Genomic DNA, 24,753 nt, shown 5'->3' on the forward strand with positions numbered 1-24,753 from the left:
GTTCCCCAAAGGTGTAGCAGTGGATGCCTCAGGCTACTTGTATGTAGCTGATGATGGCAACTGCCGCGTTCAAAAGTTTGACACCAACGGCAACTTCATCAATGAATGGGGGAAGCGCGATTGACGGGGTGATTTAGATCAATCAAAATAGACATGATATACTCGAAGCAATAAAATATTATTTAATTAAAAATTCATATTATTTAAGTTGATAGTATTTGACTCAAATGATTTTGTTCAAGTAGAAGTTAAAGAGAAATGGAGAGATACCATTTTACAATTTTATCTGCCAGGATTGGATTCAATCTAGAACCGTATCCCCGAGCGCCCAGACTGGATGTTCTTTTACATGGTAATGATTATTAATTCAGACCGTGTTTTGTATAGACTTGTTATCATCCACAGCTCAGAAAGATTATGACAATTAATAAAAAATTATAATCTTTTAAAATTTGAGAGACAATAAAATAATAATTACAGGTAAATAAAATATTATATCTATATTGATTCTAGTATTCTATTTTAAGAATGCGCTTAATGCATCGGTTGCTCTCTGCGTTAATGATGAGTCAGACGAGGTAGAGTTATCTGTTGTTGATGCTGATGTATTATCTGTTCTTTGACTATTGTCATTTCCCGTAAGCAACTTTGTTGCCTCGTCTTTAAGAGTGGACAAGTCCTGAGCCAATACAGCTTGATCTAATATTTTACTCACTAGAGATGCCGTCAAGATAAACGACAGTGCAAAAGTAGCGATGACTACAGTTTTCTTCAATTTTGATCAAATCTTGATGTTCATTATCATATTTAACTGCTTATGAGCAAAAGTTTAATTAATTCAATTATATCGTTCTCAGTATTTAGAATTCTATTGCTCAGATTCAGGCAATTGCTTTTTTTTGTATGAATATTGATAATATTGAAGATTATTATATGACCAATTGACAAAAATTACTGAAACTACACCTTCTTTATTTTGAAAATATTTTAATTTTCTAATGATTCAGGAAATTTATAGAGGTGATTCAATTCAAACTTGAACCGTATCCTCACGAGTTCATATAAATAAACTACTTTTTAATTGGGAAATTTCCATGTGTGAGTTTTACTTTATTACTTATCAGAAGCCACTAGTTTGAAACTATCTATTTAATCAATACTGCTTACATCAATGTCCCCTATTATTATTTTAAAAGGTGAGGATTCTTGTGATGAAATTGTTGATGGATCAGTATAAGTAAATCCGGTTCCTATTACATTTCTATTATCGTCATACAATGTTGCAATAACTTTGACATATTCTTTGTCGTTTGAATCTGTATTAAGAACTTCTCCTACAATGTAAAAGTAGTCTCCTTGACGATAACTTGAGGAACTAGTTATCTTTAAACCTGAACTTGAAGAAGATTCTTGGCTTTCAACTCGGTTGTTGTCGTTATCATTGTCATTCTCTTTATCTGAGTCATTAGCACAAATATCAAAACCTCGATAATAACCATCCATGAATTCCGATGTATGATAAGAGGGTCCCTTTTCTGGCTGATTTATGTATCTATCTGACGGGTCAGATATTTTGGCATCATTACATCCGTGGTCATAACCAGAATCATATGGAGTTGTAGAATTCACAAACAAAGGATTAGAGAATGTAAATGCAGATGTTGCAATAACCAAAAGCGTAACAATTATTCTAATCCTATTATGAAATTAGGAATTAGTTGCAATAACTGATTTTGCACATACAATTATTTATTTTTTTTCGCTTTACAGATAAAATTCCTTCAATCCATACCAATAGTAGCAATCTTAGATAATTACTACTTTTGTAAATAGTGAATTCTATTTAATGCATAGACTTTGCTTAGCGTAATCGAAATTGTTAGGAGACCCGTTCTATATTTATACAAGCCAAAATCGTTGTTGTTATTGTTTATTGAAATTTTTTAAAATTGATTAGACAACGACTATTTAATTTGTATTTTTTTTCGGTTTATTCTTTTATACTGGGTTAACGAGTCGTTGACGCTATGGTTTAGTATATCTTCTAAAGTGAATTTTACTAAATTTGGTAGCCTCCAGTATTCTAGTTAGGTCTTGTCTCCCATAATAATGTGTACACCTTGGCTATCCTGGGCCATTAAAACTACCTGATAACCTGCAAGAATTCGTTCCTCGCAATACGTGATTAAGTTCTCTGCCTGCATTTTGTCATTTATTACATCCATAGTCGTTGCGAAAATGCCAATTTCAACTCCATTTTCCTTCACGAATGCAGCATCAAAATTCATCTGATCACTGCAGTTGAACAATACTTAAGTATTTCAAGGATATTTAATCTTCTTAAAAAAAATAGATTAGTTTTTCTTCTAAAACTTGGGTTTCATTCTACAGTTTGATGGGATGGGACCTTGCTTGGTGCATTATGGAGGAACAAGAGGGGATTGTTTGTAGTTTCTTAAACTACATTGGTGTTATTGAAATCTCAGTATCCGCCAGTTGTTGCGTTACTCGTCGTTGTGTTAACAACGGTGCCGTTTGGTAACACTCCTGGTCCAGTATTTTCGGTAGGTCGGTACCTGAAGTAGTTGGTATTTGAGAAAATACGGTAGATGTAAATGTTCCAGTAACCATCAGTGATGCTGTTGCAAGAATAGCAGCGATTGCAAATAGGTATATTTTATTCATATTGGTTCAAAGGGTATTTTATTTGTTATATTTGTTACCTAAAATGATGCTATATTCTTGTTATATGAAGGTTAAATAATATGTTAAATAAATGAAAGGTTAAGTCAGCGGTGGTTTTAACGTTTTTAATTCATTACTGAATAAATTATCCAGCCTGGGTTCTTGGTCGATATAGGTTGTTTTACTGATATATTATTTTGCAAAAGAATGAAGCAATTATTATACTATTCTAAATCTTTACTAAAGTTATCACCATTTCAACGTATATAATTTTAGAATCATAACACATGACCTGGAGTTTAAGAGATTAAAGTTAAGGATTGTATAGAATTGTATTATCAAATTTAGTAAATAAATTTTGCATATGATTGCATAATAAATTGTAAACTTTTTGAGGCCTCTCAGAGTAATATGTTGAGACTAGATTCAACCTTGAACCGTATCCCCGCGCGTCCAAACTGCATGATACTGTAATATGGTAATTCCACTGGAATGTTTGATATCAATATCCTTGGAGCCATACCTTTGAACGGCAAAATTTACAATACAGAGAAGTAACAGGATTGATGGAATTATGGACAGAACAATTATAAATCTAAAAAGAAGGAAGCGAAATACATCTTGACAAACAAAATCATTGAATCTAAAGAATGTATTATAGACGAATGGGATGATTTTTCTGATGGAATTAAGATAACCATGGCTGAAATAAATTCGGGTAACTCTATTCATTTGGGATTAAACTATTTCGATAAGGAATTAATCAAAACTATATACGAACATTACAAGGGACGAAAACCAATAACTATTCAATTATCTGTAAATGAGGATAGTGAGTGACAGACAGAGATGATAATAGATAAGGATACTGCAAATACTAAATATTGAATGATATTAAACCGTTAAGATGTCCTATTTGTTCTTATGAAACGGTTAATTGGATCTTACGCGAATGGAAGGATCAGATAAAAATTAAAAGTTGGATGAGTCATAATATGTTTGATCACTTAAAAAAGACTCATTACTTGAATGAAGATAGATCAATAAGAAAAATCATAGATCTTATAGAGGAGAGGTATAGCAGGGATAATGGTTGATCAACCAAAGTTTAACAAGGACTATGATATTCTCTATATTGGTGCATCACTACAATTGGCTAAATTAATTATTTTTATTTTTATCAAGTCTAGGTTGGATTCAACCTTGAACCGTATCCCCACATGCCCAAACTAAATGATATATGATATAGTAACAATATTATATTGCCTGGAATAAACTCTTTTTCACTTGTTTGCCTCAAACTAATTAATCTGTGCTACCTTGAAAATGTCTCACTGGATGTCTACAAGCAGATATGAGATATTAAGAATTTGACTAAGATTTGACTCTGGTTTATCTTTGGCCATAAGTTATACAGATCTGACAAATGGGCTATTTTCTTTGCTAATATCTCTTCTTATGAGCCATAATTTGAATGGTCTTTAAAGAGTCGTTCTTACTCAATGCATTTCTTTTTCTTAGTCTTGAATGGCAACAATAACATTTGATTTCGGTAGTGTTAAAGGCTTTTTGACAAACACTACATTTAGAGTTTAGTTTCATGAATGTAGATGCATTAATGGATCTCTCTTCAGAACATTTACCTTTGCACACAAGATCTAGACTAGTCCAAAATTTTTATACTTTTCCACATTCTTTTTATATTCTTTCTAAAGTATTCGACGTTAGAATGTTATAGAACCCTATTATGACAAGCGACTTAATCCCCACGCGTCCAGACTGTTACTAAATATTAGGTTAAAGTTATCGAAATTAAGCACAAATACGATTAGCTAGATAAAAGAATTCACTGTGATAAAGATGTTATTGAGCCCTATTCGACTGCCAATGTGACTCTGCTGCAAGGATGGGACAATCCAATAACAATTACTCTAAGAAACATAGATTTAGGCAACATTTTGCTCAAGATGATTAGAATTCTTAACTTTTCTTTTTCTTCTTTGTAGTTGAACCACTACTGCCTTCTTGTTTTTTCTTTATAGATCCCATTATCTTACGTGCAGACTCTTCTGACTTGCCTTGTTTCTTCAGATCCGATACGCCTTCATCAAATGATCTCTTTTTTGTTCCTCCACCTTTCTTGGTCATTTTAATTGGCATTCAGTATTTCTGAAAGTGAATACATAAAAGGATTACTAAAACTGGTATACGAATATCCGGACGTCATTTTGTGAATGTATGTGTTTTTCAAGGAGTATACTTATTCCCATATGTGTAAAAATACCAAAGAATAAGGACTGTTACATATTATTATATCTAGACCTTAAATCCAGAAGACCAGTATTTCAGGATATGCTACTTAATAAATAATTATTCCACTTCTCAATTTCAACATCAAATCCCTTTAATTGTTCTTCAAATTGTGCGTCAGTGAGTCCATCTGGTCTAAGAAATGTCCAAGTTGTTGTGCTGCCGTAGCCGTTATCAATTACCCTAACATACACTGTCCATGATAAACCTCCACCTTCAAATAAATGGTCTAGTATTCCGAGTTGATTGTCATTAGCAACTATCTTTAAGCGAGCACTGCCCGCAACTACATGTTTAAACGTATACCAATCGTCAATGTCTTTGTCAATGTTACTAATAGCACCTCCTATCTCCAAATTCTTTACATCTTCAAAGAAATTAAATACTGTATCCTTGCTCTTATGAGATATCATAATCTTCACTATAGTCTTTTTTGGCTCTAATTGGATCATAGAACTCATACCTTTAATTAACTATGTGTAATACATAAGTATCGCTTACCCCCATAGGGGTTACAGTGAAGGAAAGCCAAGATGAGGTAATTGTAAATAAAAACTGTGTTGATCAATTAATTGATGTAGGATTAACCCCAGGTGAGGCAAAAGTGTACTTGGCAATGATACATATTGGACCATCACGAGTGGGCAAAATTGTAGAAATGTCTGGTGTATCCCAATCCAAGATTTACAATGTGTTAGACCGTCTTATCCTAAAGGGATTAGCAAGTTACAACCTACAAGATAATATTAAATATTTTCAGTCGTTAGAGCCATCCCGGTTACATGAATATATACAGAGAAAGGAAGATGAAGTTAGGAGACAAAAAGAAGCGCTAACCCAGATCATTAGTGATTTATCCAAAAATGTCAATGCGGCAAAGAGAAGCACATCTGAAATATTCATAGGAGAGAGATCATTGCGTTCTGCATACATGACTTTATTAAGTGATTCAAAGAGAGGAGACATTCTGAGATATTTTTATCCATATTCTAATGCTCACGAAAATGCATCTCCGTTTTATTCTAGATTCTACAAGTATCAAAAGTCAAAAGGACTTGTTGAGAGGGGAATAGTCAATTCAGACTTTAAAAACTCTCACCATTTTAAAGAAATCCCAAAGGATGTAAAACTGCGTCATGTAAATTTTCCATTGCCAGGAACTATTGACATCTTTGCTGACAAGCTTTTAATCATAGACTGGAAAACAATAACCGGTATTCTAATTACTTCTAGTGAAATAGCGGGTATTTTTGTAGACTATTTTGACAGTATCTGGAAAATAGCTCAAAGATAACTTTATCGATTTTAAATATCTGAATTCTAGTTAATAATAATACTAATTTGGGATACTCCTCAGACTTTTTAATACTGCACCTAAATAATTGTATTCGAACCCTACTAACACAAGAAACTTTTCCTACAATACAGTCAATTTTTTGGGTATATTCCTAATTGAAAATGGAAAATGTGGCTTAAGACCGCGTGCTTTTATATTTGTGATCAATTTTTAGAGAAGCATGAAAATGTTTATATGCATAATTATGTTCCTTGGACTGGGTCTTTCCATAATATACTATGATCAAATAGTAGCAGGCCAAAATCTTGGTGTTAATGATAATGCTGAACCGATTAGCCTTTTAAAAACAGAAACAAACTCTCTTAATATTTCACAACCCATATATCAAACCCTTAATGGAACTTTCATAAATACAAGAGAGCTTTCTACCTCACCTACGCTCGTAACAGAGGAAATATTCTTAGAAGAGGCAATTATGAAAGACATAGGTAACGTAACAAACAATATGACCTTTATCAATACATTCGATGCTCAATCCACCATAATACAGGGAAAAGGCAACGGAACAATTGAAACACTGGATGGTCAAAGCATAGGGTGGATATCTTCTGACATTGGGGTCGTTAATGAAAGAGGGCTCATCTTTCATGGAATAATTCTATTTAATAACACTAATAGTGAAAAATTATCGTTTCTAAAAGGTAAGTTAGGGATATATGTAGACGCTCCAGAAGTCCATAGAACTATTTGGTTGTTTAATTAATATTCATCCAAAATAATTTTTGTGGGGATATAGACAAAAACTCTAACATAGAACCCCACTATAGCAGGGGACTTAATCCCCACGCGCCCAAACTCAATGATACTTTCATTGGTAATGATATTATGATTCAATAGGCTTTGAACTTTTCCTGATGCTTGTGTCGATTTGATTCTGGATTCTATTCCACCTTAAACTGTATCCGTACGGATGAATCAAATTGGATTTGTTGCTATATTAATCATTTTATTATGAATCAATGTTTCAAAATATTAAAAAATTTTCCATATAAAATGAAAATATTATATAGAAATCACTGTTTATTGTATTGCCACCTCAATTATAATTATCTTTAATAGCATTCAATGAATAGGTGATTTCTTGCTTACAAAGTTTATCCGATATACCTCTATCTTCTTGCTAAGTTTCTTAGTTTTTGTGAGTTACTATACTACATATGCTTTTTATGCAGAGGCTGCCGGTCCAATAAAATGTAATAGGACTGGGACACTTATCGTTACATGTTGTCAAGATCATATTATAAATCGTAGTCCATCAAATCCCGCGGGGACCCTGGTTACATACTGTACTGACTGTGAAGTTGGTCCCGGTGGACAGGATCCCCCTGCACCTCTCCGTAACTGCGGTGAACGTTATGTCCAGATGTTTGAACAGGACCCAAACCCACCACCACCACCAAAGCCTCCATTTAGTGAACGGATACCGCCTGGTGTGCTTGAACAAACTCAGCCATTAACACAACAGGATTCAAACGATATTAACGAAAATGTTCCAACTCAACAGGATTTATCAGAACAATTATTATCTTCTGACACTTTTGAAGAGGACAATGTTGGCTATAATGAACAGAATAATGACATTAGTACACAATCTGAAGAAAACACTGAAGAGGAGAGTATCAATAGTGAACAGAATGATACAAATTCTTAAGAAAGTAAGAATGATCAAAAGTCAATAATAAAATATTTAAATTCATTTTTTATTTTATAATTGGCCCAAAATAACTTTTGTTTGTAGAGTTTTCTTTCATATCCTTTTCTCTTATCGAATTTCTTTTTTGATTAATTTTGATATTTCGAGAATATATCACGTTGAGGTTCTATTCGACCTTGAACCGTATCCCCTCGCGGCCAAATTTAATGATACATAATATGGTAATGATATAATAACACACGAGAGAAGAAGAATTTATCAATCCATACAATGACTCATATTTCAGGTTACTTCACAAAATAAGGCAACAGCATAACCCTTTAACTATGTGGCCGAAAAGCAGTCCAATCTGTCATTAATCTCGAGGAGTTAGAACAGTCACTAACGTTGATGATGACTAAAGACCCTTTCTCATTCAAATTACTCTACAAAAATTTTCATTTATTATTAACATAATTGTTATGAAAAGATTTATAATTTCATTGAGGCTCTATTAGACCGTTGCGTACAGTTTCTAAAACATTACAATTATCTTCAATCATTGTAATTTTGATGATGTCCTTAATCACCATGTCTTCCTCAATTATCACTTATCCGGGAAGTAATTTTTTGAATATGAATCCTGCCTTTGGTCAACTTTTTGGTAATAATCTAATTCAGATTACAAGTACCTCATCTTATACAGATGAGTTTGGAAATTTTCACATAATAGGTGAGGTAAATAATACGTCCGCTCAGCCTCAAACCAATATTGTAGTTACAGCCATTTTGTCTGACGCTACAACAGATTCTATTGTCGGTAATTACTCTGCATTCTCATCAATAGAAACTCTTAGACAAGGTTGAATTATCTCCTTTTGATATAGTAATACAAAATCCCCAACAGATCTTTGGCACTTTTGACTTCATGGAGTTCAACACTACTTCTTTACCTGCATCAGCGGATAAACCGGCAAACCTTGTATTGAATGGTAGTAGTTCCTTTGTTGACAACGCTGGAAATCCACACATTATTGGTAACATAATTAACCAAGGCCAATCTCCAGAGCAACTCTTAAACCTCGTTGCAACATTCTATGATAATTCGAGTCTAGGTGTAGTTGGAACTCAAAGTTTCGGACTAAATGTCGGCAGTCTTGCAAACAACCAAATGGCACCATTTGATATCACTATCACCGATAACAAGACCAAGTCTCTGACTGCATTCTATTCACTTAACGTTGATTCAGCACAGAGTTCTATGAGTCCTCCTTTGAATCCTAAATTGCCGTTTGCATCTCTTGGAGGCTTTGTTGACAGGGGGTTGTTCTTGGATTCTTTACTAAACGTTAATCCTTTACCTGCAACAGGAAATGACTTTGTTAACGATAATGTTAATGATAATAATAACAATAATGATGGATCTGGTTCCAGTGATGGCGATTCCGATTCATCGTCTTCTAATCAAGATCTAGATATAGAAATCGATATATCCACAGATCCTATCGTACGCGGTAATATTCAGACGATCACTGTGGAGGTCTCTGATGATGACACAAACGAGAAAATATCTAATGCTAATGTTAATGGGGAGGTTGAATATACATCCGGAACCACAGATAATGGTGGAAACTTTGATAAAGATACTGAGAGTAATGGCGGAGTTACACATAGTTGGCGTATTAGTGGAAAGACAATTCTGGGCACCTTTGAAGTTACGATAAACGTTAATGCTCCAGGCTACGATACTGAAACGGGGAAAACATCTTTTGAAGTAATTGAAAAATCTGAAGATACTAATGACACAAGTAGTCAAAATAATTCCACCACAGACGCGGAAAATAACAATAGTACTTTGGCAAACGATGATCAAAATGAAAGTAATGATGATTTAGACTGCGAAGATGTTGGTGAAACAAATGTTCCTGTGGGAGATGATGATCCAAATAACCTCGATGGCGATAACGATGGTGTAGGCTGCGACTCTGAAGATGGAGGAGATAGTGGTCAATCTAACAATGACGAAGAAGGTGAAGGAGTAACAAACGAACCATTAGAATCCATCTCGGAACAAACAGATGGAGACGGTGATGGGGTAAGTAATGAACAACCCACAGAACGAGAAGAAAACACCGATGGTGACGGTAGTAGTAGTGGTGGTGATAATGAAGGACAAGATGACACTGAAAATGAAAGTGATGAAAACAGCCAAGAACAAGATGATGACTCAGGATCTGAAGAAAATAATGATGACTCCGACAACAATGGTGAAGAGCAAGATGACAACTCTGAAGATGATGAAAATTAGTTAGAGAATCTTATCTAAATGAAGGTTGTAACAGGAATAGAATTTAGAGCCTATTTTCATTTTTTTTATATTTATATATAAATCATAATAATACTCAGTATTGCTTAATTTCTTGTTTTACAAGATGTTATTTACGTGTCATAGTTACGTTAGGAACTGTTACCTTTTCAAACCAGATTTGGGCGACTTCTACAAACTCTGATTCTGTGACCACTTCCTCAATAAATTTTGATGGAATAGTAACAAAAGTTACAGATGGTGATACTCTTGATGTTATGACTGGAGAAGGGGATACAATAACAATAAGACTAGCGTTAATAGACGCGCCAGAAAGAAATGAACCTGGATTTAATGAAGCAAAAAGTTTCCTTACCGAACAATGTTTGGACAAGACTGCTCGAGTTGATCCAGATAATAATCAAGGGCTTACCTATGGCCGAACCGTTGGAGTTGTATATTGTGAAGGAGTTAATGTAAATGAAGCAATACTTGATAATAATTTGGCTGATATTTATCAAAACTTTTGCGATATATCTGAATTCGCAGATGCAAATTGGGCACAAGAACATGGTTGTTCAAACAACAGAAGTGATGACAGTGACGATAACGATGAAAAGGAAGATCCTGTAGAATCTGGTAGCAGCATCAACGATAATAGGGTGGATATTAGCGACACTAGCAAAGATCTGGATTGTAAGGATTTTGATGAGAAAAATATCCCCGTAGGAGACGATGATCCACATAACCTTGACGCTGATGGTGATGGGATAGGCTGCGAAGGATAATAGTAACCATGTTCTTATTTTAGATTTCGTGGATTCAATTCAACCTTGAATCGTATCCCCACGCGCCTAAACTAAATAATACTGTAGCATGGTAATAATATCATGATTCGTTCGATTTAACCTTGATCCAGACGGTGCCATTAGATTGATTCTAGATTCTATTTAACCTCAAATAATGTCTTTACGGTCCTGTTCAACCAAGGATAAAAACGTTTAAAAAATTTTTGAACAAAAATAACAATCGCCACCGCGAAGTTTTTAACAAATATTAAAGGTGATAATGCAATGGACCATTCACTATTTAGTCAATTAAAGGAGTCTAATTTTAGAAGCCCTGAGATTTCAGAAGTGGTTTATGATCAAAATCAGGGTACTCGAGATTCTGTTTACCGGTATTGACAAATGTGAAAAGAGTGCTAGCGCTTATTGGGACGCAGAAATCTGTAAATGGGCTGCAAAATATTATGTTGAAGCGTTAGAACTAATCAAACAAAAAATGGTAAAAGAAAGGGGTGTATCTTGTAAATTACTAGTAGATGCAAATCATGAAAATATTGATTTCCTAAAAACACTTGATTTCTTAGAAATTAGACATTTGGAAGGCTTACGAGGTAATTTTGGTTTGTATGATGAAAGATTATACATGGTAGTTATAATGCAAGGCGGAGACGACAAACTGGTACAAACATTCTTCAGTAATTCAATGTCCTTAGTTAGGAAACAGATCTCAGTGTATCAGGATTTATGGAATATGGCGAAACCGTTGTCGTCGCGGATCAAGGAATTAGAATTCCAAAACATTAATGGATATGATAGATCCTTATTTGGAATTGAGGATATTCAAAATGAAATAAACTTTCTTATAGAGCAGACCAAACAGGAGTTAACAATATTCTCTAATTATAATATTCTAAAACGAATATTTGATTCAAATATGTTGATTAATTTAAATGCTAAATTACGGAATAACATAGTTAGCAAAATCCTTGTAGATAATTATGATCACCAGATACAAAATCAAATCAAAGTTTTAAATGATAAGAATAGAACCAGTTTGATCCAATTCGAATATACAAATAGACTTGGAGAATTTAATGAAATGATTGTCTGCTTTGATGGAAAATATGTTCTTCAGATCCAGCTAGATAAGGATGGTTCTTTCGTAGGTTCCTTTACAAGCGATTCAAATAAGGTACTGGTCCAACAGATCTTGTTTGAGAAACACTGGAACGAGGTAAAGAGTTTGGAAATCGTAAATGAATAGGACTTTTCTAATTCCAATATGAAGATCATACTACAATTTTTTTTACTTTCATGAAAAAAGATCAGGCTCTGTTCAATCCTAAGCCGAATCCCCACGCGCCCAAACTAATGGTTATCTGTAACGGTAACGCTAATAATTATAATGCTTCAATGCAACACAGATTGACTATTGGAAGATACTATGAATGTTTAGAGAATGTCGGCAATAGAGATACTAAAAAATTTATAGGTTTCCTTATATACTTCCAAAGTCTTAAAGAGTATTTTATATCTTTTTTGTTTGAGAATTCTATTGGCGTTTATTAAAATCTTTTACTCTAAAATTGATTTTAACTGTAATACTTGAGTTGAAACTCTGCTACAAACGGAACTTAATTGCCACATCTGAGACATGTTACTCGAAACAGTATTAATAACTATATGAGATTCCAACAAAAGATAAACGATCTAGATTGGATGCTCCGAATCAAATGGCCGCGAGGTTGTCGGGTTATCAGGATTATTCGTGTATCTCACTAATGATGTAGAACAGGAGATGCTATCATGAACTTGAAGAAACTCTTTGATTTAATAGAACTTGCGCATGTTCCCTTCCTTTTATTGCTTCACTATTCTTAGGATCTATGGCTAAAGCCTTGTCATAATAAATGATCGCCAGTTGATAATTTCCAATCTTTATGAGAAAATTAGCTTTATTAGTCAGGTCAGGAATATATCTTGGATCTGTTTCTTTAGCTTTGTCAAAGTAGGAAACGGCTCCTGTATTATTACCAAGTTTGTCTAATGCATATCCTTTACCAATCATTGCAAGAACATGATTTGGATCTAAAGTTAATGCCTTATCAAAATATGTTATGGCAGATGAATAATTCTCTAGTGCTTCAAGGGCATTTCCTTTGTCATACCAAGTAAAAACAACAGTTGGATCTATAGATAGGGCCTGATCGTAGTAGGTAATAGCTTCAGTATAATTCCCTAAATGATAAAAAACTACCCCTTTATTATCTAATATAGTAGCATTCTTTGGTTCTAAAGCTAAAGCTTTGTTATAGGATGCAATAGCTTTCGAGTAATCTCCCAAGCCGCCATAAGCATTACCTTTCTCATTTAGTGCTATTACATTGTTTGGATCCAATGTTAGAGCCTTGTCAAAGTATGCAATAGATTCATTATAATTGCCTACTTTGTTAAGCTCAATTCCTTTATTAGTCAAAGTTACAGTGTCATTAGAAGAGGGAGTATTTGAAATCGTGGGTTCTGATGATACATACCACGAGTATACATCAGGTGAAAACGCAAAACCTTTCGATGGTAGGGAAAAAATGATCACCGCACTAAACAAAATAGCAAAAAGTAAAACAAAATAATAATCAAAATTTAGATGTTTATCCACACCATGTTTGATGAGAATGTAGTTTATAACAATTGCTAATAAATCGATCTTTGGCCATACTTTACTGGTCTTGGTGTTATTTCTCATTAAAAAAATAGATTGGTTGTACAATCCAAAGAAACAGAAGTACTCCTGTCCAAGTCCAATCAAAATTATCCATGTATGATACTTCCAAAAGCAATGGTGATCTCCAATCTATAGATTCTATTCACATTGAACCGTATCCCCACGGCGGAGCACCATAACATTTTGTGATATTGTTTTTCTTCTTTGCAATTTCATTCTAAAAGTGCTAGAATATTAGAGTATTGCAAGTAGTTAGCAAATGCCATATATTTTTTCTATGGTATGACTGGTATGAATAAAACAAATATTCACAACAAAAACAAGAACAAACTCTTTGTAGCATCAATCGCAATAGTGGTCGCTTTGGCATTAATCACCAGCCCAATAATGGCTGTGGATGAGGCCTTTGCAACCAAAAAGAAGAAAGGTAATGTAGCTCAGCAAGCAATATCTCAATCACAAGCCTCAGTTCAAAATGCCTTGTGTGTATCTGGAAGTGGAACATTCGTGTCATGTAATAACCTTAGCTTCCAAAACCAAAAGAATACTGGTAACAACGCATTAGCACAACAAGGTGGCAATGGAAAAGGTGGCAACTCTGCAGAACAAAGCATCAGCCAATCACAATCCAGCGAACCAAAACAGCCAGGTAGTATCTGGTGGAGACACAATCGGCTCTGGCAACAATGTAAACGTTCAAAGCCAAACAAACAGTGGTAGCAACGCAGCAGCACAAAGCTAAACCTCTCTTTTTTATTTTCTTTTTATGTTTAATTATATCTTCAATATGACTCTTGAATTTGGTTTTAGAATATCACTACCGAAAGCAGTCTAACCTTCCTTATGAAAGCAGTTACTAATATACATATTATTATAAGAGATATTTTATTCCAGAACAAAATTATCTTTTGTCTATCAATTCATAAACATATCTGACATGCTCATAAGTTTTCAACTTCTTGTCTTCCGGTATTTTTATTTTTCTAGTTCTAAATGTATTATTAGTTATCTTTCTTAATGCATTATTCAGTTCTTTTGAAATGATAATTTGGTCATTGTCAGCAAATCCCTCAAGCCTACTACAGAAATTAACATCATCTCCAATCGCAGTAACCTGACTTCTGAGAGGGGAATGCCAGTATCCAAATAGAACTTGACCTAGATGCATACCACATTTCAAATTTATATTGGTAATAGGCTTGTAATCATAATGACGATATAAAATATGCATATGTTTTTCCTTAATTTTTACAAAATTTCTCTTTAACTCTAAGGCGGCATCCATTGCTTTCGAATAAGCCGCATCAGGTTCTTGTTGTTTGGTAACCGAAATAACAAAAAATCCCATCACCTATAAATTTATCCAGTATTCCATTATTTTTTTTTATCACTCTCGTTGCTTCGGTATAATAGTCTCTCAATAAGTATTCTAATTCATGAAATATGAGACCTTGTTTTTTCTCTCGTTTTCTCATTAGTGCTTTTAATTCTTTGACTAGAGCAGAAAATTTGCTTATATCCCAAAATACAATAACGAATTTATGGATGTTGACACCATCTAACTTTAATTCTTTGATATGTTCATATATGAATGGATCAAAATATGTGCCTAGTTGTTCTTTTGAATAAGGATCATCATCTGTAATGTCTTGATTAGCCAAATATATTTACACCGTTATCTATTCCCATCAATGTAGATTGACAGGTCGGGAATTTTTATGTTATATCTCTTACGAAGATATTTTAATCTTTGAGTATTACTCATATTCTTATAGTCTTCAGTAAAAATAACAATACTGTTGAGTTCTCCTTTATGGATTTTACATACATAGTCAATTCGTTTGTAATTATGATTGAACACAATTTCTTTAGCCTCTCCTGAGTTTAGATATAGTTTTTCGTCTAAGGCTTCAATATTTGTTTGGTCGGGATCAATCCTGATGAAGTAGAGATGGTGAGCCTCATTATCGGTATTGATAAATGTAATGGCGTCTCCTTTTTGAATTTTGACGATTCGGGGGATATAATTTTTAACAGATTCATTACCTAGAAATTGTGGAATGATTACCTGATGTTTCATTACTATTACGTAACTATATTAAATAGGCTTTATATTAACAAGTAATTATTTGGATCTAATATTTTCAGAATATACCTATACAACTAGGATATTATGTTATTATATTACATATTTAATCAGATAAGAAATGCTAAGGCGAACAAGATTTGATGAACTATTCTGCATTAGTTGAAATAGAACCCTATTGCCGCTAGGAACTTAATCCCCATAAGCCCAAACTGACTGATACTATATGTGGTAATGATGTGATAATTTGACGATGCTAAGCTTTTTTCTTACATTCCTGTCAAACTAATACTAGTAATTCTGGTATTGGTTTTGATATGCTATAGATAACAATATTAACTAGTTTCTTCTCGATACTGCAATATACAATGACACTGTTAGAGTCGTTAAAGAACAAGTTCCAAATACGGTTTAAAAATAGAGATATCGCAGCCAAAATACTTGCTGGAGCTTTGGAAGATTATTTAAAGAAGTTAAAGATCGACAAGAATAACGATACTATATTGATATTGGGGATTCCACGTGGAGGTGTGATAGTGGGAGATATTGTAGCCTCAAAACTACCTTATTATTGTGATTTTGATATCGTAATACCTAGAAAACTGACAGCACCTAATAACCATGAAATAGCAATTGGTGCAATAATGGAAGATGGGAATGCATTTCTAAATGACGACATAATAACTGATCTAGAAGTAGACCGGGAATATCTTGAAAAAGAAAAAACACGACAATTAGAAGAGATAAAGAGGCGGACTATATCTTATAGAGGGCTAAAAAAACCAATAAAATTACAGGATCAGATAGTCATTCTGGTAGATGATGGGGCCGCTACTGGTGCTACTATCATAGCTGCAGCCAGGTGGATTAAAAGACAAGGACCAAAAAAAGTAATAATGGCATTACCTGTGACCTCAAAGGATACAGTAGAACTATTAAAACAAGAATGCGATCACGTTGTAACGGGGACGACACCCTCTTCTGTTATATTTAAAACTGTTGGACAATACTATCAAGAATTCTGCCAAGTGGAAGACAACCAGGTCATTCAGGTAATTAGAAAATGGGAAGTTCAAAAAGTTCGCAATGAAAAATAGCTATACGTACTCTAAAAATAATTGTTGATTTTGGAGGTATGACAAGGACTGTATAATTACAGAATTCTTTCAAAAGAAACGACAGCAAAAAGGGACAACATAAAAACTATTACGTCACTGTTGTTCTTTCTCTGTATATTTTATTTTTTTTAGACTTTTTCTGATACTGTTATGACAACCTCCTTCAAAAATGATGACGAAATAACGGAAATAATTAGAGGATCTGAAACAATACTTGATAAGAACACTCAGGATTTAAAGACGATAAACACTAAACTCGATATTTGTTCCGATCATCTGAGTGTTTATGGGTATGCCATGTTTGATCCAGTCTGGAAGGGACTGTATAATACATACGCACGTGGAGTGACTATTAGACTATTAACCGAAATAACCAAAGATAATATTGATCACTGTAAGAAACTTTGCTCGATTGCAGAAGTAAGACATATAGATAATATTAAAGGAAACTTTGGTATAGGCGATGAATCGGATTATAGAGCCACTCCTAAAATAGATTCAATAAATTTTGCTCCAAAAGAACTTATAAAAAGTACTGTTAAAACCTTCGTAGAACAACAACAACTGTTCTTTGATATGCTGTGGGAAAAATCAATATCGGCAGAACAAAGAATAAAGGAAATTGAATATGGTATCAAAAGGGAATTTATTGAAACTATTAATGATCCTGTGAAAGTTAAAACAATCGCACTTGATCTTTTGTCAAATGCAAAAAAGGAAATTCTTATTATTTTTTCAGATTCACATCTTATTAATATAGAAGCAAACAGGGAGTTAATTGAAATCTTGCAAAAAAAACAAGAGGATAAAAATGTCACAATAAAAATGATCTTTTCATCGGATACAAAGACAGAGATACTTGATCTCATCAATGTAAAAGGAAAATCGAAAGACAAAAGGGGATGGTCCCATTCTACGACAGGTCTTGAATTCCAAAAGATGCAGCCAAAAATGAATACAGGCGTATCAATATTTGTTATTGATGGGGAATACTCTTTATCAATAGAATCCAATCCAAAATCAAGTCTTGGCGAATTTAATCTATTTGGATTGAGTTCTTATTCTAATAGTCAATCTACTGTGATGTCATATATTTCAATTTTCCAACTCATCTGGATGCAAAATAGTTTACATCTGCAGCTAAGACAAGCCAATAAAAAACTAAAACTATATAATAAAATCCAAAAAGAGTTTATAGATACAGCGGCACATGAATTAAGGTCTCCTATAACTCCCATCATTAGTTTAGCATCGATGTTGAGCCCAAATAGAGAGGTCCAAAATCAAGAGGAATATAACTCCCTTGTAGAAATTATAGTGAGAAATGCAGAGCGCCTCAATTCCTTAGCCAAAGATCTTCTAGACGTTACCAAAATAGAAAGTCACTCCATGAATCTGAAATCAGAAGTATTTGATATCGTTAACTTGGTAAAAGATATTATAGAAGGACATACCACGTCTCTCAAATTTGATACTATAAAGAATATCCAAATAGTATTCACAAGCAATGGCTTGGAAAAGCTAAATGTTAAAGGAGACAGGACTAGGATAATCCAGGTATTCGAAAATTTACTAGATAACGCAATCAGATTCTCTGATGAGTTTATTCAAACAAGACAAGAGATATTGAGAAGAGAAAAATCGATGATACAAATTATCATAGATAAGTCAACCACCCATGACAATAGTAGTGCTCATCTTCTTACTTGTATCAAAGATAATGGCCCAGGAATAGATTCTGCAACGATGCCTAAATTATTCAAGAAGTTTACAACACAAGATCCCAATGGCAATGGGCTGGGATTGTATATATCAAAAGGTATAGTTGAAGCCCATGGGGGTAAAATATGGGCTAAAAATAATCCTAATAAGGATGGAGCGTCTTTTTTCTTTACTCTACCTATGTATATCAAATGAGTATACTAGCCAATTCTTTGGATTGTTTTGTCATCATATATCATAATTAATTTTTAGACAAGGTCAACATATTCGAAGCAAATGTGGCGGTAGAATTCATCTACCAAAATATTGAAAAATAGTGATGAAATTAAAGAGGAGTTATAAACAGGAAATTGCGGTAAATTCAATTTGTGTTGCTTACAGTCAAATTTACTGTGCTGATAAATTCATCTCTTGTAAATGGTTTTTTTATGATATTTGAAGGCTTAATTTCTGGATATATGCTTGTTATCTCTTCTACAGCATCCAATCCTGTTACGAAAAGGATCTTTATAGAGGGGTTTACTATCCGGAGTATCTGGTATATTTTTATTCCATTGATGTTGGGCATTCGAATGTCTATGATTGCCAGTTGATAATAAGATGAATGTTTTGGATCAAAAATATGACTCAAACTAGAACTAGAATCTGAAAATTTTGTAATATTACTATATCCTTCTGAACGTAACAGAAATTCATAGGATGACAACATATCTTGTTCGTCGTCTATCAGAATAATCGGAATCTTATAGAGGGTGTCATTGTGTCTTGGGTTATTCCGAATGCTATTTGCACTCTCATGTTCATCAAAAGTTTCCTTCTTTTGGTTATCATTAACATGTTCATTATCCATACGTGTATTGTGGTGAATTTTGGATTTTTCTCGAGCTTTCGTCAAATTCCAAACAGATACAATTTCATCCTTACCACGTTGTAGTTGAAAAATGACGTTCTTATTGTAATTATCCTTGTAAACTATTATTTTATCAAGAGGACTAATTGATAAAACCTTTTTGAGATTTTTTGTTAGAGTTATTCGTGAATATTTATCTACCGTAATAACATCTATAGGTGTCGCTCGTCCATTGGTTATGCTCTTGCTGATCATATTGTTGCTTTTTGATTGTGGAAACTCTAGTGATAAAGGTAAACTCGCAGATCCAATTGTAAGAAAATCTGAATGATCTTGGTTTTTCTTTGCATTGAAGTGCAATGATAATGTTAATTGTAAGTTATTTATAACTATATAATACTCCTTTCAACCAATTTTGGTAGATGAAAATCCAATCGGTGCAAATACCGCCAATATTTAGATTACTGATTATAAATAATTGATGAATATTTCAGACTTTATAAATATATCGCATATAATGAGCATTTTCTTATAATTTAATATATTGATTCTTTATATTTGTAAAAGGTGTGATTTTTGCAAATGAAAAAACTATTAGCAATTGTAGGTGCAATCATCACAGGCGGATTAACAATCATATCTTCTAACCTGGGACAATCAGCTAGTGCTGGATTAGCTTTAGTCAACTAGGAGAATCACGAGATGAAAAAACTATTAGCAATAATAAGTGCAATCATCACAGGCGGATTAGCAGTAGTAGTATCCACAGGATCACAACTAGCTCAAGCTGCTGCACTAAACTAGAGGAGATTTAAGGTAATGAAAAAACTATTAGCAATTGTAGGTGCATTTGCAGCTGGCGGCTTGACTATTTTGATATCTTATTCTGGACAAATAGCTGAAGCTGGACGGGAACTAAACTAAACTAAACCCATTTTTTTTCTAAAAATCTATTAAACCATTGAGTAGAAACATTTGCCACGTGTTCGATTGTATTTGCTTCCTCAAACAAGTGACCTGCATGTGGAATGACCACAAATTCTTTGTACCTCGAGTTTTTCATCTGTTTGAAAATCTTTCTGTTTAATTCCACGACTTGCTTTGAATCTTTTTCTCCAACTATAAGCAATGTAGATACTTTAACGTTTCTTATGCTTTCAGAACGAGCCAGATCTGGTCTACCTCCTCTAGATATCATGGTGTACAGCTTCTCAGAAAGGGAAGGAGATAATGAGGCTTCTATTGCAGCTGCAGCTCCTGTACTTGCACCAAAGTAACCAATTGGCAAACCGATGACTTCATGAGTATTATTAATTATCCATTTAGTTATGAGGACTAATCTATTGGACAATAACTGAATATTAAATTTATTCAATACAATTCCAGGATATTTGTCCAATATCTTTTGGCTTTTCATGTCTGACTGTTGTTCCTCTTGGGTAAGTAAGTCAGCTAATATAGTAGCGTATCCATTTTCGTTTAGTACTTGAGCTACGTAGCGATTCCTAGAACTATTTATATTACTTCCACTTCCATGAGCGAAAATGACGAGTCCCTTAGGATTACTTGGAAATCGAACTTCTCCGTATATGAAAGAACCTGATATCTCACCGTCTAAAGGAATTCTGATAACAGTCATATATCAAGTTGGTTAGTGTGGCAGTAACAAATAAACAATTACATGATTATAGGTGAAAAATAATGAAATTGCATTGAGGCACCTGATCGATTTATTGTCGTCATCATAAGGAATGAGTAAGTCAGTATTTTATAACCAAAAATTGGACAAATAAATATAATGCAAACTGATCAGAATATTGTTAGGTAGTTATGATGCATTAAATATGATAATTGAATTAGGAAAATAAGTAGATTGGCTAATTATTTGAAATATAACTTAGTGTATCTTTGTGTTTTTGACAAAAATAAACAATCAAATGCAAAACCCTTATTAATAACGGATATTCACTTAATATTAATGAAAAAAGCATTGGTCATCATATATGCATTTGTTGCTGGTGGGCTGTTTATGATAACTCAATCAGCAAGTGCTGCATTGACAGCTAACTAACAATTTTTTATTGATGAAAAATTTTTACATATTAACTATTTGTTATCAGACACTTTTCTCATATGAGTAATTATTTATTAGTTACAAAATTAACCTTAATCAAATTAACATAGGAACCCCGTTTTTACTAATTTGTTTGACAAGATTCTATTCAACCTTGAACCGTCTCCCCACATATGAAAACTATGTTAGCAATTTGTCAACTTCTATTTATATAACAATACAGTTATATAACTTAATGGTTATGTATAATTTATGAGTGTCTTTACTGCTGTGGCAGATCCAACAAGGAGAGCAATGTTGGATGTGTTGGCTGAGCATAGTCGCACCGTAACTGACATGGCAGCGGCATTCCCGACTATCAGTCAACCCGCTGTATCAAAACATCTGAGGGTGTTAAAGGAAAATGGTCTTGTAACCGTGCAGATTAATGCTCAGCAAAGAATCTATTCGTTGCAACCTAATGGTTTAGTTGAGCTTGATAATTGGATATCCAAGTACAAGTTATTTTGGTCCAAACGTCTTGACTCCCTGGAGGAACATCTTTCTAAAAATAAAGAAGAAGGAGATATTTAGAATGGACACAAAATCAAATAATAATGAGAGCAGTCGAAATGGAACAGTAATAACAGAAGGTAATTATACTGCATTAGAATTTGAACGCCAAATTGCTCACTCAAAGGTGACCATTTGGAAAGCAATTACGGAACCAAAGGAATTGGCATCATGGTTTAATACTGAGGCGATCATAGGCGGACGAAACGGAGGAACGATAGATTACATCAGTGCCCCGGCAGGATTTCATACAACCGGAAAAATAACGATTTGGGATCCTCCTTGTGCATTTGAACATGAATGGCATATTGAGCCACATCCACCAGAAATACCAAATGGTGAACCTGAAGCAACCATTAGCTGGAAACTTGTTTATAGCAGCGAGAACGATACTAAATTGTTATTGAATTTTAGTCGTCTTACAAAGTCAACGGGGTTAGGTTTCGCACCCGGTATGCATGCTTTCCTGGATCGCTTGGAATCTCACCTAAATCATAAAGTGCTTCCAAATTGGATGGACCGATATGCACAAGTCAAAGGATCGTATCCTGATTGGCAGGCTAGCAAAAATTAACTATATTTTGTTTGTATCATATACAATCAAGATTGTCATTTAACTTCAGATCCTATAACCAACAGGGGCGATCCCATGCCTGATTGATATTCCTGGAATTAGCCAGACAACAAAATAATAGCATTAGTAATAATGTCAAACTTAATATCTAGATTATCTATTAATTGGATACACAATATTAGATGGATTATAATGGCCGACCCTAACGCAAAGAAACTGTTTTGGTTCTTATTTGCTGGGTCAAGGGGAGGCATCAACAGAATATCCATAATAGAATTGCTAATTGAGCAACCATACAATATCAACCAATTATCTGACATAATCAAAATTGACTACAAAGCTATCCAACACCATATTCACGTGCTGGAAAAAAATAATTTAATCACAAAGGAGGGTGAAAAATATGGTATTTTATATTTTATATCAAATTATTTGGAAGCAAACATGGAAGCATTTAGAGAAGTAATAAACAAAATACAAAAATCAAAAAAGAAATAAAATCTGACTTTGGACTTTGGATGGATATGGAACAGATATGGAAATAAGTAAATAAATACATGCCTTGCAGTTACATGTGATTTAGTTAAATGGATGTATGGATGGGGGCAATCAACGCGGTAATTAACATCATTAATTTAGGATTACTGAGTGCTTTGGTTTTTACATTTGCTAAAATATACCGAAACAGCCGGGCCAATTTTACTTTAGGTTTGATCTTTTTTTGTGGCTTGCTAATGATAAACAGCATCATTTCAGTTTATTCTTATATTACCATGTCGATGTTGTTTTCAGACCAACTAGTACCTTATCTATTGGCTATTTCCATTGCTGAGATGGCAGGCTTTATTATATTCCTCAAGATTACTTTAGAATAATAGGTAAATTCCGCAGTAGAAGCAGCTTGCAGAGAAGAGCAGGATCAACCCGTTATTTTATCTTCATTATCTTTTCTTTAGTCGTAAATTCTTTACCACTGGGGTGGATGATATCTCGACAGGTCAAAAATCTAAATATCGAATTTTGAATTTGGAATAGATCTGGAATAGATCTGGAAATAACTATTAATGCATTTTTATGACTTACGTTTCTATGGACAAAAACTCTATGGTTTGTATTGTTTTAACATTTGTAATTGCGAATACTACTAGTTCAACAACACGTCTGTCAAAAAGAGAAGAGTCGGTGACATTCTAAAATGGCTATAGAAGCTAGCATCTTAATTTCAGCCCTTGCAGGCCTTGGTTCATTTTTATCCCCATGTATTTTACCAATTATACCTGGCTTTTTGTCATATCTTTCAAGTGCATCAATTAAAGAGGCAACAAATAATGATGGTGACATTCACAATGTCCAAGGTAACAATCAAGTAGTCTTTATTTCAAAAAAAGCCCGAGTAAATATTTTCATAAATACTATTTATTTTGTATTAGGCTTTTCTTTGGTATTTTCAGTTTTGGGCGTAATACTAAATAGTGTCTTGGCTACTTCTATTGGAACTGATTTTCAACAATATCTATCTTATATAGGAGGTATCATTATAGCAGCATTTGGAGTTAATCTTATTCTTTCTCTTAAAATAACTCGGCTAAATATTGAAAAAAAATTTACCAAGATTCCCAAGTTCAAAACAAGCTACATTACATCATTTGTATTTGGACTTGCATTTGCGGCAGGCTGGACACCCTGTGTTGGACCTATATTAGGAAGCACTTTTACCTTAGCGGCTGCCAATCCAGGTGCTGCATATAATCTGTTACTTGCATATTCTCTAGGATTGGGAATTCCTTTTCTAATAACTGGAGCATTTTTTTCTCAGGCAACCGGAATAATTAAAAAGATTACAAAACACCTAAAGTATTTTAATCTAATAATGGGAAGCATTTTGATAGTTGTAGGGATACTTATTTTCTTTAATCAATTGTTCTTACTTGTCAACATTCCGTTTGTAGGACAATTAGTTGGAAACCAAGGATGAAT

The 24,753-nt window shown here is 33.7% G+C and carries 26 protein-coding genes and 1 pseudogene; 16 read left to right on the top strand and 11 right to left on the bottom strand.

Annotated elements, in window-relative coordinates; translation table 11 throughout:
* Nucleotides 1–124: pseudogene (locus tag ACMT7R_RS00005) on the top strand (6-bladed beta-propeller); the annotation flags it as partial.
* Between the two features lie 393 nt (nucleotides 125–517).
* Here the strand turns inward: ACMT7R_RS00005 and ACMT7R_RS00010 are convergent.
* From ACMT7R_RS00010 to ACMT7R_RS00020, 3 genes are all read right to left on the bottom strand, one after another.
* A complete protein-coding gene (locus tag ACMT7R_RS00010) occupies nucleotides 518–775 on the bottom strand; it encodes a hypothetical protein (protein ID WP_415309386.1) in 258 nt (85 codons plus the stop codon).
* A 374-nt stretch (nucleotides 776–1,149) separates the two neighbouring features.
* Entirely contained in the window at nucleotides 1,150–1,674 is a 525-nt protein-coding gene (locus ACMT7R_RS00015; protein WP_415309387.1) for an FxLYD domain-containing protein, read from the bottom strand.
* A gap of 413 nt (nucleotides 1,675–2,087) precedes the next feature.
* Complete coding sequence (locus tag ACMT7R_RS00020) at nucleotides 2,088–2,288, bottom strand: hypothetical protein (protein WP_415309388.1); 201 nt, start codon at nucleotides 2,286–2,288, stop codon at nucleotides 2,088–2,090.
* Between the two features lie 1,018 nt (nucleotides 2,289–3,306).
* Here ACMT7R_RS00020 and ACMT7R_RS00025 point away from each other — a divergent pair.
* Entirely contained in the window at nucleotides 3,307–3,525 is a 219-nt protein-coding gene (locus ACMT7R_RS00025; protein ID WP_415309389.1) for a hypothetical protein, read from the top strand.
* Between the two features lie 1,140 nt (nucleotides 3,526–4,665).
* Here ACMT7R_RS00025 and ACMT7R_RS00030 read toward each other — a convergent pair.
* A complete protein-coding gene (locus ACMT7R_RS00030; protein WP_415309390.1) occupies nucleotides 4,666–4,845 on the bottom strand; it encodes a hypothetical protein in 180 nt (59 codons plus the stop codon).
* Between the two features lie 185 nt (nucleotides 4,846–5,030).
* On the bottom strand, nucleotides 5,031–5,447 hold the full coding sequence (locus ACMT7R_RS00035; protein WP_415309391.1) for a hypothetical protein: 417 nt from the start codon (nucleotides 5,445–5,447) through the stop codon (nucleotides 5,031–5,033).
* 65 nt (nucleotides 5,448–5,512) lie between these two features.
* Between ACMT7R_RS00035 and ACMT7R_RS00040 the strand changes: the two genes are divergently transcribed.
* From ACMT7R_RS00040 to ACMT7R_RS00070, 7 genes are all read left to right on the top strand, one after another.
* Entirely contained in the window at nucleotides 5,513–6,289 is a 777-nt protein-coding gene (locus ACMT7R_RS00040; RefSeq protein ID WP_415309392.1) for a TrmB family transcriptional regulator, read from the top strand.
* A 223-nt stretch (nucleotides 6,290–6,512) separates the two neighbouring features.
* Nucleotides 6,513–7,055: a hypothetical protein gene (locus tag ACMT7R_RS00045; protein ID WP_415309393.1), complete on the top strand. Its 543-nt coding sequence runs from the start codon at nucleotides 6,513–6,515 to the stop codon at nucleotides 7,053–7,055.
* A gap of 435 nt (nucleotides 7,056–7,490) precedes the next feature.
* The gene (locus ACMT7R_RS00050; RefSeq protein WP_415309394.1) at nucleotides 7,491–8,003 is read left to right on the top strand and encodes a hypothetical protein; all 513 of its coding nucleotides are present in this window, start codon (nucleotides 7,491–7,493) and stop codon (nucleotides 8,001–8,003) included.
* A 504-nt stretch (nucleotides 8,004–8,507) separates the two neighbouring features.
* Nucleotides 8,508–8,852 carry a hypothetical protein gene (locus tag ACMT7R_RS00055; RefSeq protein WP_415309395.1) on the top strand — a complete coding sequence of 115 codons (345 nt, stop codon included), beginning with the start codon at nucleotides 8,508–8,510 and terminating at the stop codon, nucleotides 8,850–8,852.
* Between the two features lie 61 nt (nucleotides 8,853–8,913).
* Nucleotides 8,914–10,293: a hypothetical protein gene (locus ACMT7R_RS00060; RefSeq protein ID WP_415309396.1), complete on the top strand. Its 1,380-nt coding sequence runs from the start codon at nucleotides 8,914–8,916 to the stop codon at nucleotides 10,291–10,293.
* Between the two features lie 206 nt (nucleotides 10,294–10,499).
* Nucleotides 10,500–11,078, top strand: coding sequence for a thermonuclease family protein (locus ACMT7R_RS00065; RefSeq protein ID WP_415309397.1), 579 nt, complete (start codon nucleotides 10,500–10,502; stop codon nucleotides 11,076–11,078).
* 355 nt (nucleotides 11,079–11,433) lie between these two features.
* A complete protein-coding gene (locus ACMT7R_RS00070) occupies nucleotides 11,434–12,342 on the top strand; it encodes a hypothetical protein (RefSeq protein WP_415309398.1) in 909 nt (302 codons plus the stop codon).
* Between the two features lie 540 nt (nucleotides 12,343–12,882).
* Here the strand turns inward: ACMT7R_RS00070 and ACMT7R_RS00075 are convergent.
* Nucleotides 12,883–13,821, bottom strand: coding sequence for a tetratricopeptide repeat protein (locus tag ACMT7R_RS00075; RefSeq protein ID WP_415309399.1), 939 nt, complete (start codon nucleotides 13,819–13,821; stop codon nucleotides 12,883–12,885).
* A 270-nt stretch (nucleotides 13,822–14,091) separates the two neighbouring features.
* On the opposite strand from ACMT7R_RS00075, the gene ACMT7R_RS00080 reads away from it, so the two are divergent.
* Nucleotides 14,092–14,520 (top strand): hypothetical protein, encoded by a 429-nt coding sequence (locus ACMT7R_RS00080; protein ID WP_415309400.1) that lies wholly within the window; start codon nucleotides 14,092–14,094, stop codon nucleotides 14,518–14,520.
* Nucleotides 14,521–14,701: 181 nt separating this feature from the next.
* On the opposite strand, the gene ACMT7R_RS00085 is transcribed toward ACMT7R_RS00080, so the two are convergent.
* From ACMT7R_RS00085 to ACMT7R_RS00095, 3 genes are read right to left on the bottom strand one after another with little or no spacing between them, the layout of a single operon-like run.
* Nucleotides 14,702–15,148: an adenylate/guanylate cyclase domain-containing protein gene (locus tag ACMT7R_RS00085; protein ID WP_415310522.1), complete on the bottom strand. Its 447-nt coding sequence runs from the start codon at nucleotides 15,146–15,148 to the stop codon at nucleotides 14,702–14,704.
* Nucleotides 15,105–15,461: a hypothetical protein gene (locus ACMT7R_RS00090; RefSeq protein ID WP_415309401.1), complete on the bottom strand. Its 357-nt coding sequence runs from the start codon at nucleotides 15,459–15,461 to the stop codon at nucleotides 15,105–15,107. The genes ACMT7R_RS00085 and ACMT7R_RS00090 overlap by 44 nt, the downstream gene beginning before the upstream one ends.
* A gap of 14 nt (nucleotides 15,462–15,475) precedes the next feature.
* Nucleotides 15,476–15,880 (bottom strand): plastocyanin/azurin family copper-binding protein, encoded by a 405-nt coding sequence (locus tag ACMT7R_RS00095; RefSeq protein WP_415309402.1) that lies wholly within the window; start codon nucleotides 15,878–15,880, stop codon nucleotides 15,476–15,478.
* 374 nt (nucleotides 15,881–16,254) lie between these two features.
* Here ACMT7R_RS00095 and ACMT7R_RS00100 point away from each other — a divergent pair, with 374 nt between their 5' ends.
* Nucleotides 16,255–16,983 carry a phosphoribosyltransferase gene (locus tag ACMT7R_RS00100; protein ID WP_415309403.1) on the top strand — a complete coding sequence of 243 codons (729 nt, stop codon included), beginning with the start codon at nucleotides 16,255–16,257 and terminating at the stop codon, nucleotides 16,981–16,983.
* Between the two features lie 171 nt (nucleotides 16,984–17,154).
* Nucleotides 17,155–18,921, top strand: a complete 1,767-nt coding sequence (locus tag ACMT7R_RS00105) for an ATP-binding protein (RefSeq protein ID WP_415309404.1) — start codon at nucleotides 17,155–17,157, stop codon at nucleotides 18,919–18,921.
* A 166-nt stretch (nucleotides 18,922–19,087) separates the two neighbouring features.
* Here ACMT7R_RS00105 and ACMT7R_RS00110 read toward each other — a convergent pair whose 3' ends face one another.
* Both ACMT7R_RS00110 and ACMT7R_RS00115 read right to left on the bottom strand, forming a co-directional pair.
* Nucleotides 19,088–19,936: a response regulator gene (locus tag ACMT7R_RS00110; protein ID WP_415309405.1), complete on the bottom strand. Its 849-nt coding sequence runs from the start codon at nucleotides 19,934–19,936 to the stop codon at nucleotides 19,088–19,090.
* 565 nt (nucleotides 19,937–20,501) lie between these two features.
* Nucleotides 20,502–21,215 (bottom strand): dienelactone hydrolase family protein, encoded by a 714-nt coding sequence (locus ACMT7R_RS00115; RefSeq protein WP_415309406.1) that lies wholly within the window; start codon nucleotides 21,213–21,215, stop codon nucleotides 20,502–20,504.
* A gap of 687 nt (nucleotides 21,216–21,902) precedes the next feature.
* Here ACMT7R_RS00115 and ACMT7R_RS00120 point away from each other — a divergent pair.
* From ACMT7R_RS00120 to ACMT7R_RS00135, 4 genes are all read left to right on the top strand, one after another.
* Nucleotides 21,903–22,223, top strand: coding sequence for an ArsR/SmtB family transcription factor (locus tag ACMT7R_RS00120; protein WP_415309407.1), 321 nt, complete (start codon nucleotides 21,903–21,905; stop codon nucleotides 22,221–22,223).
* A gap of 1 nt (nucleotide 22,224) precedes the next feature.
* Nucleotides 22,225–22,776: an SRPBCC domain-containing protein gene (locus ACMT7R_RS00125; protein WP_415309408.1), complete on the top strand. Its 552-nt coding sequence runs from the start codon at nucleotides 22,225–22,227 to the stop codon at nucleotides 22,774–22,776.
* A 192-nt stretch (nucleotides 22,777–22,968) separates the two neighbouring features.
* Nucleotides 22,969–23,274, top strand: coding sequence for an ArsR/SmtB family transcription factor (locus ACMT7R_RS00130; RefSeq protein ID WP_415309409.1), 306 nt, complete (start codon nucleotides 22,969–22,971; stop codon nucleotides 23,272–23,274).
* A 697-nt stretch (nucleotides 23,275–23,971) separates the two neighbouring features.
* Nucleotides 23,972–24,751, top strand: a complete 780-nt coding sequence (locus ACMT7R_RS00135) for a cytochrome c biogenesis CcdA family protein (RefSeq protein WP_415309410.1) — start codon at nucleotides 23,972–23,974, stop codon at nucleotides 24,749–24,751.
* The last annotated feature ends 2 nt before the right edge of the window (nucleotides 24,752–24,753 follow it).

It is taken from the genome of Candidatus Nitrosocosmicus sp. FF01 (assembly GCF_047711275.1).
GTDB lineage: Archaea > Thermoproteota > Nitrososphaeria > Nitrososphaerales > Nitrososphaeraceae > Nitrosocosmicus.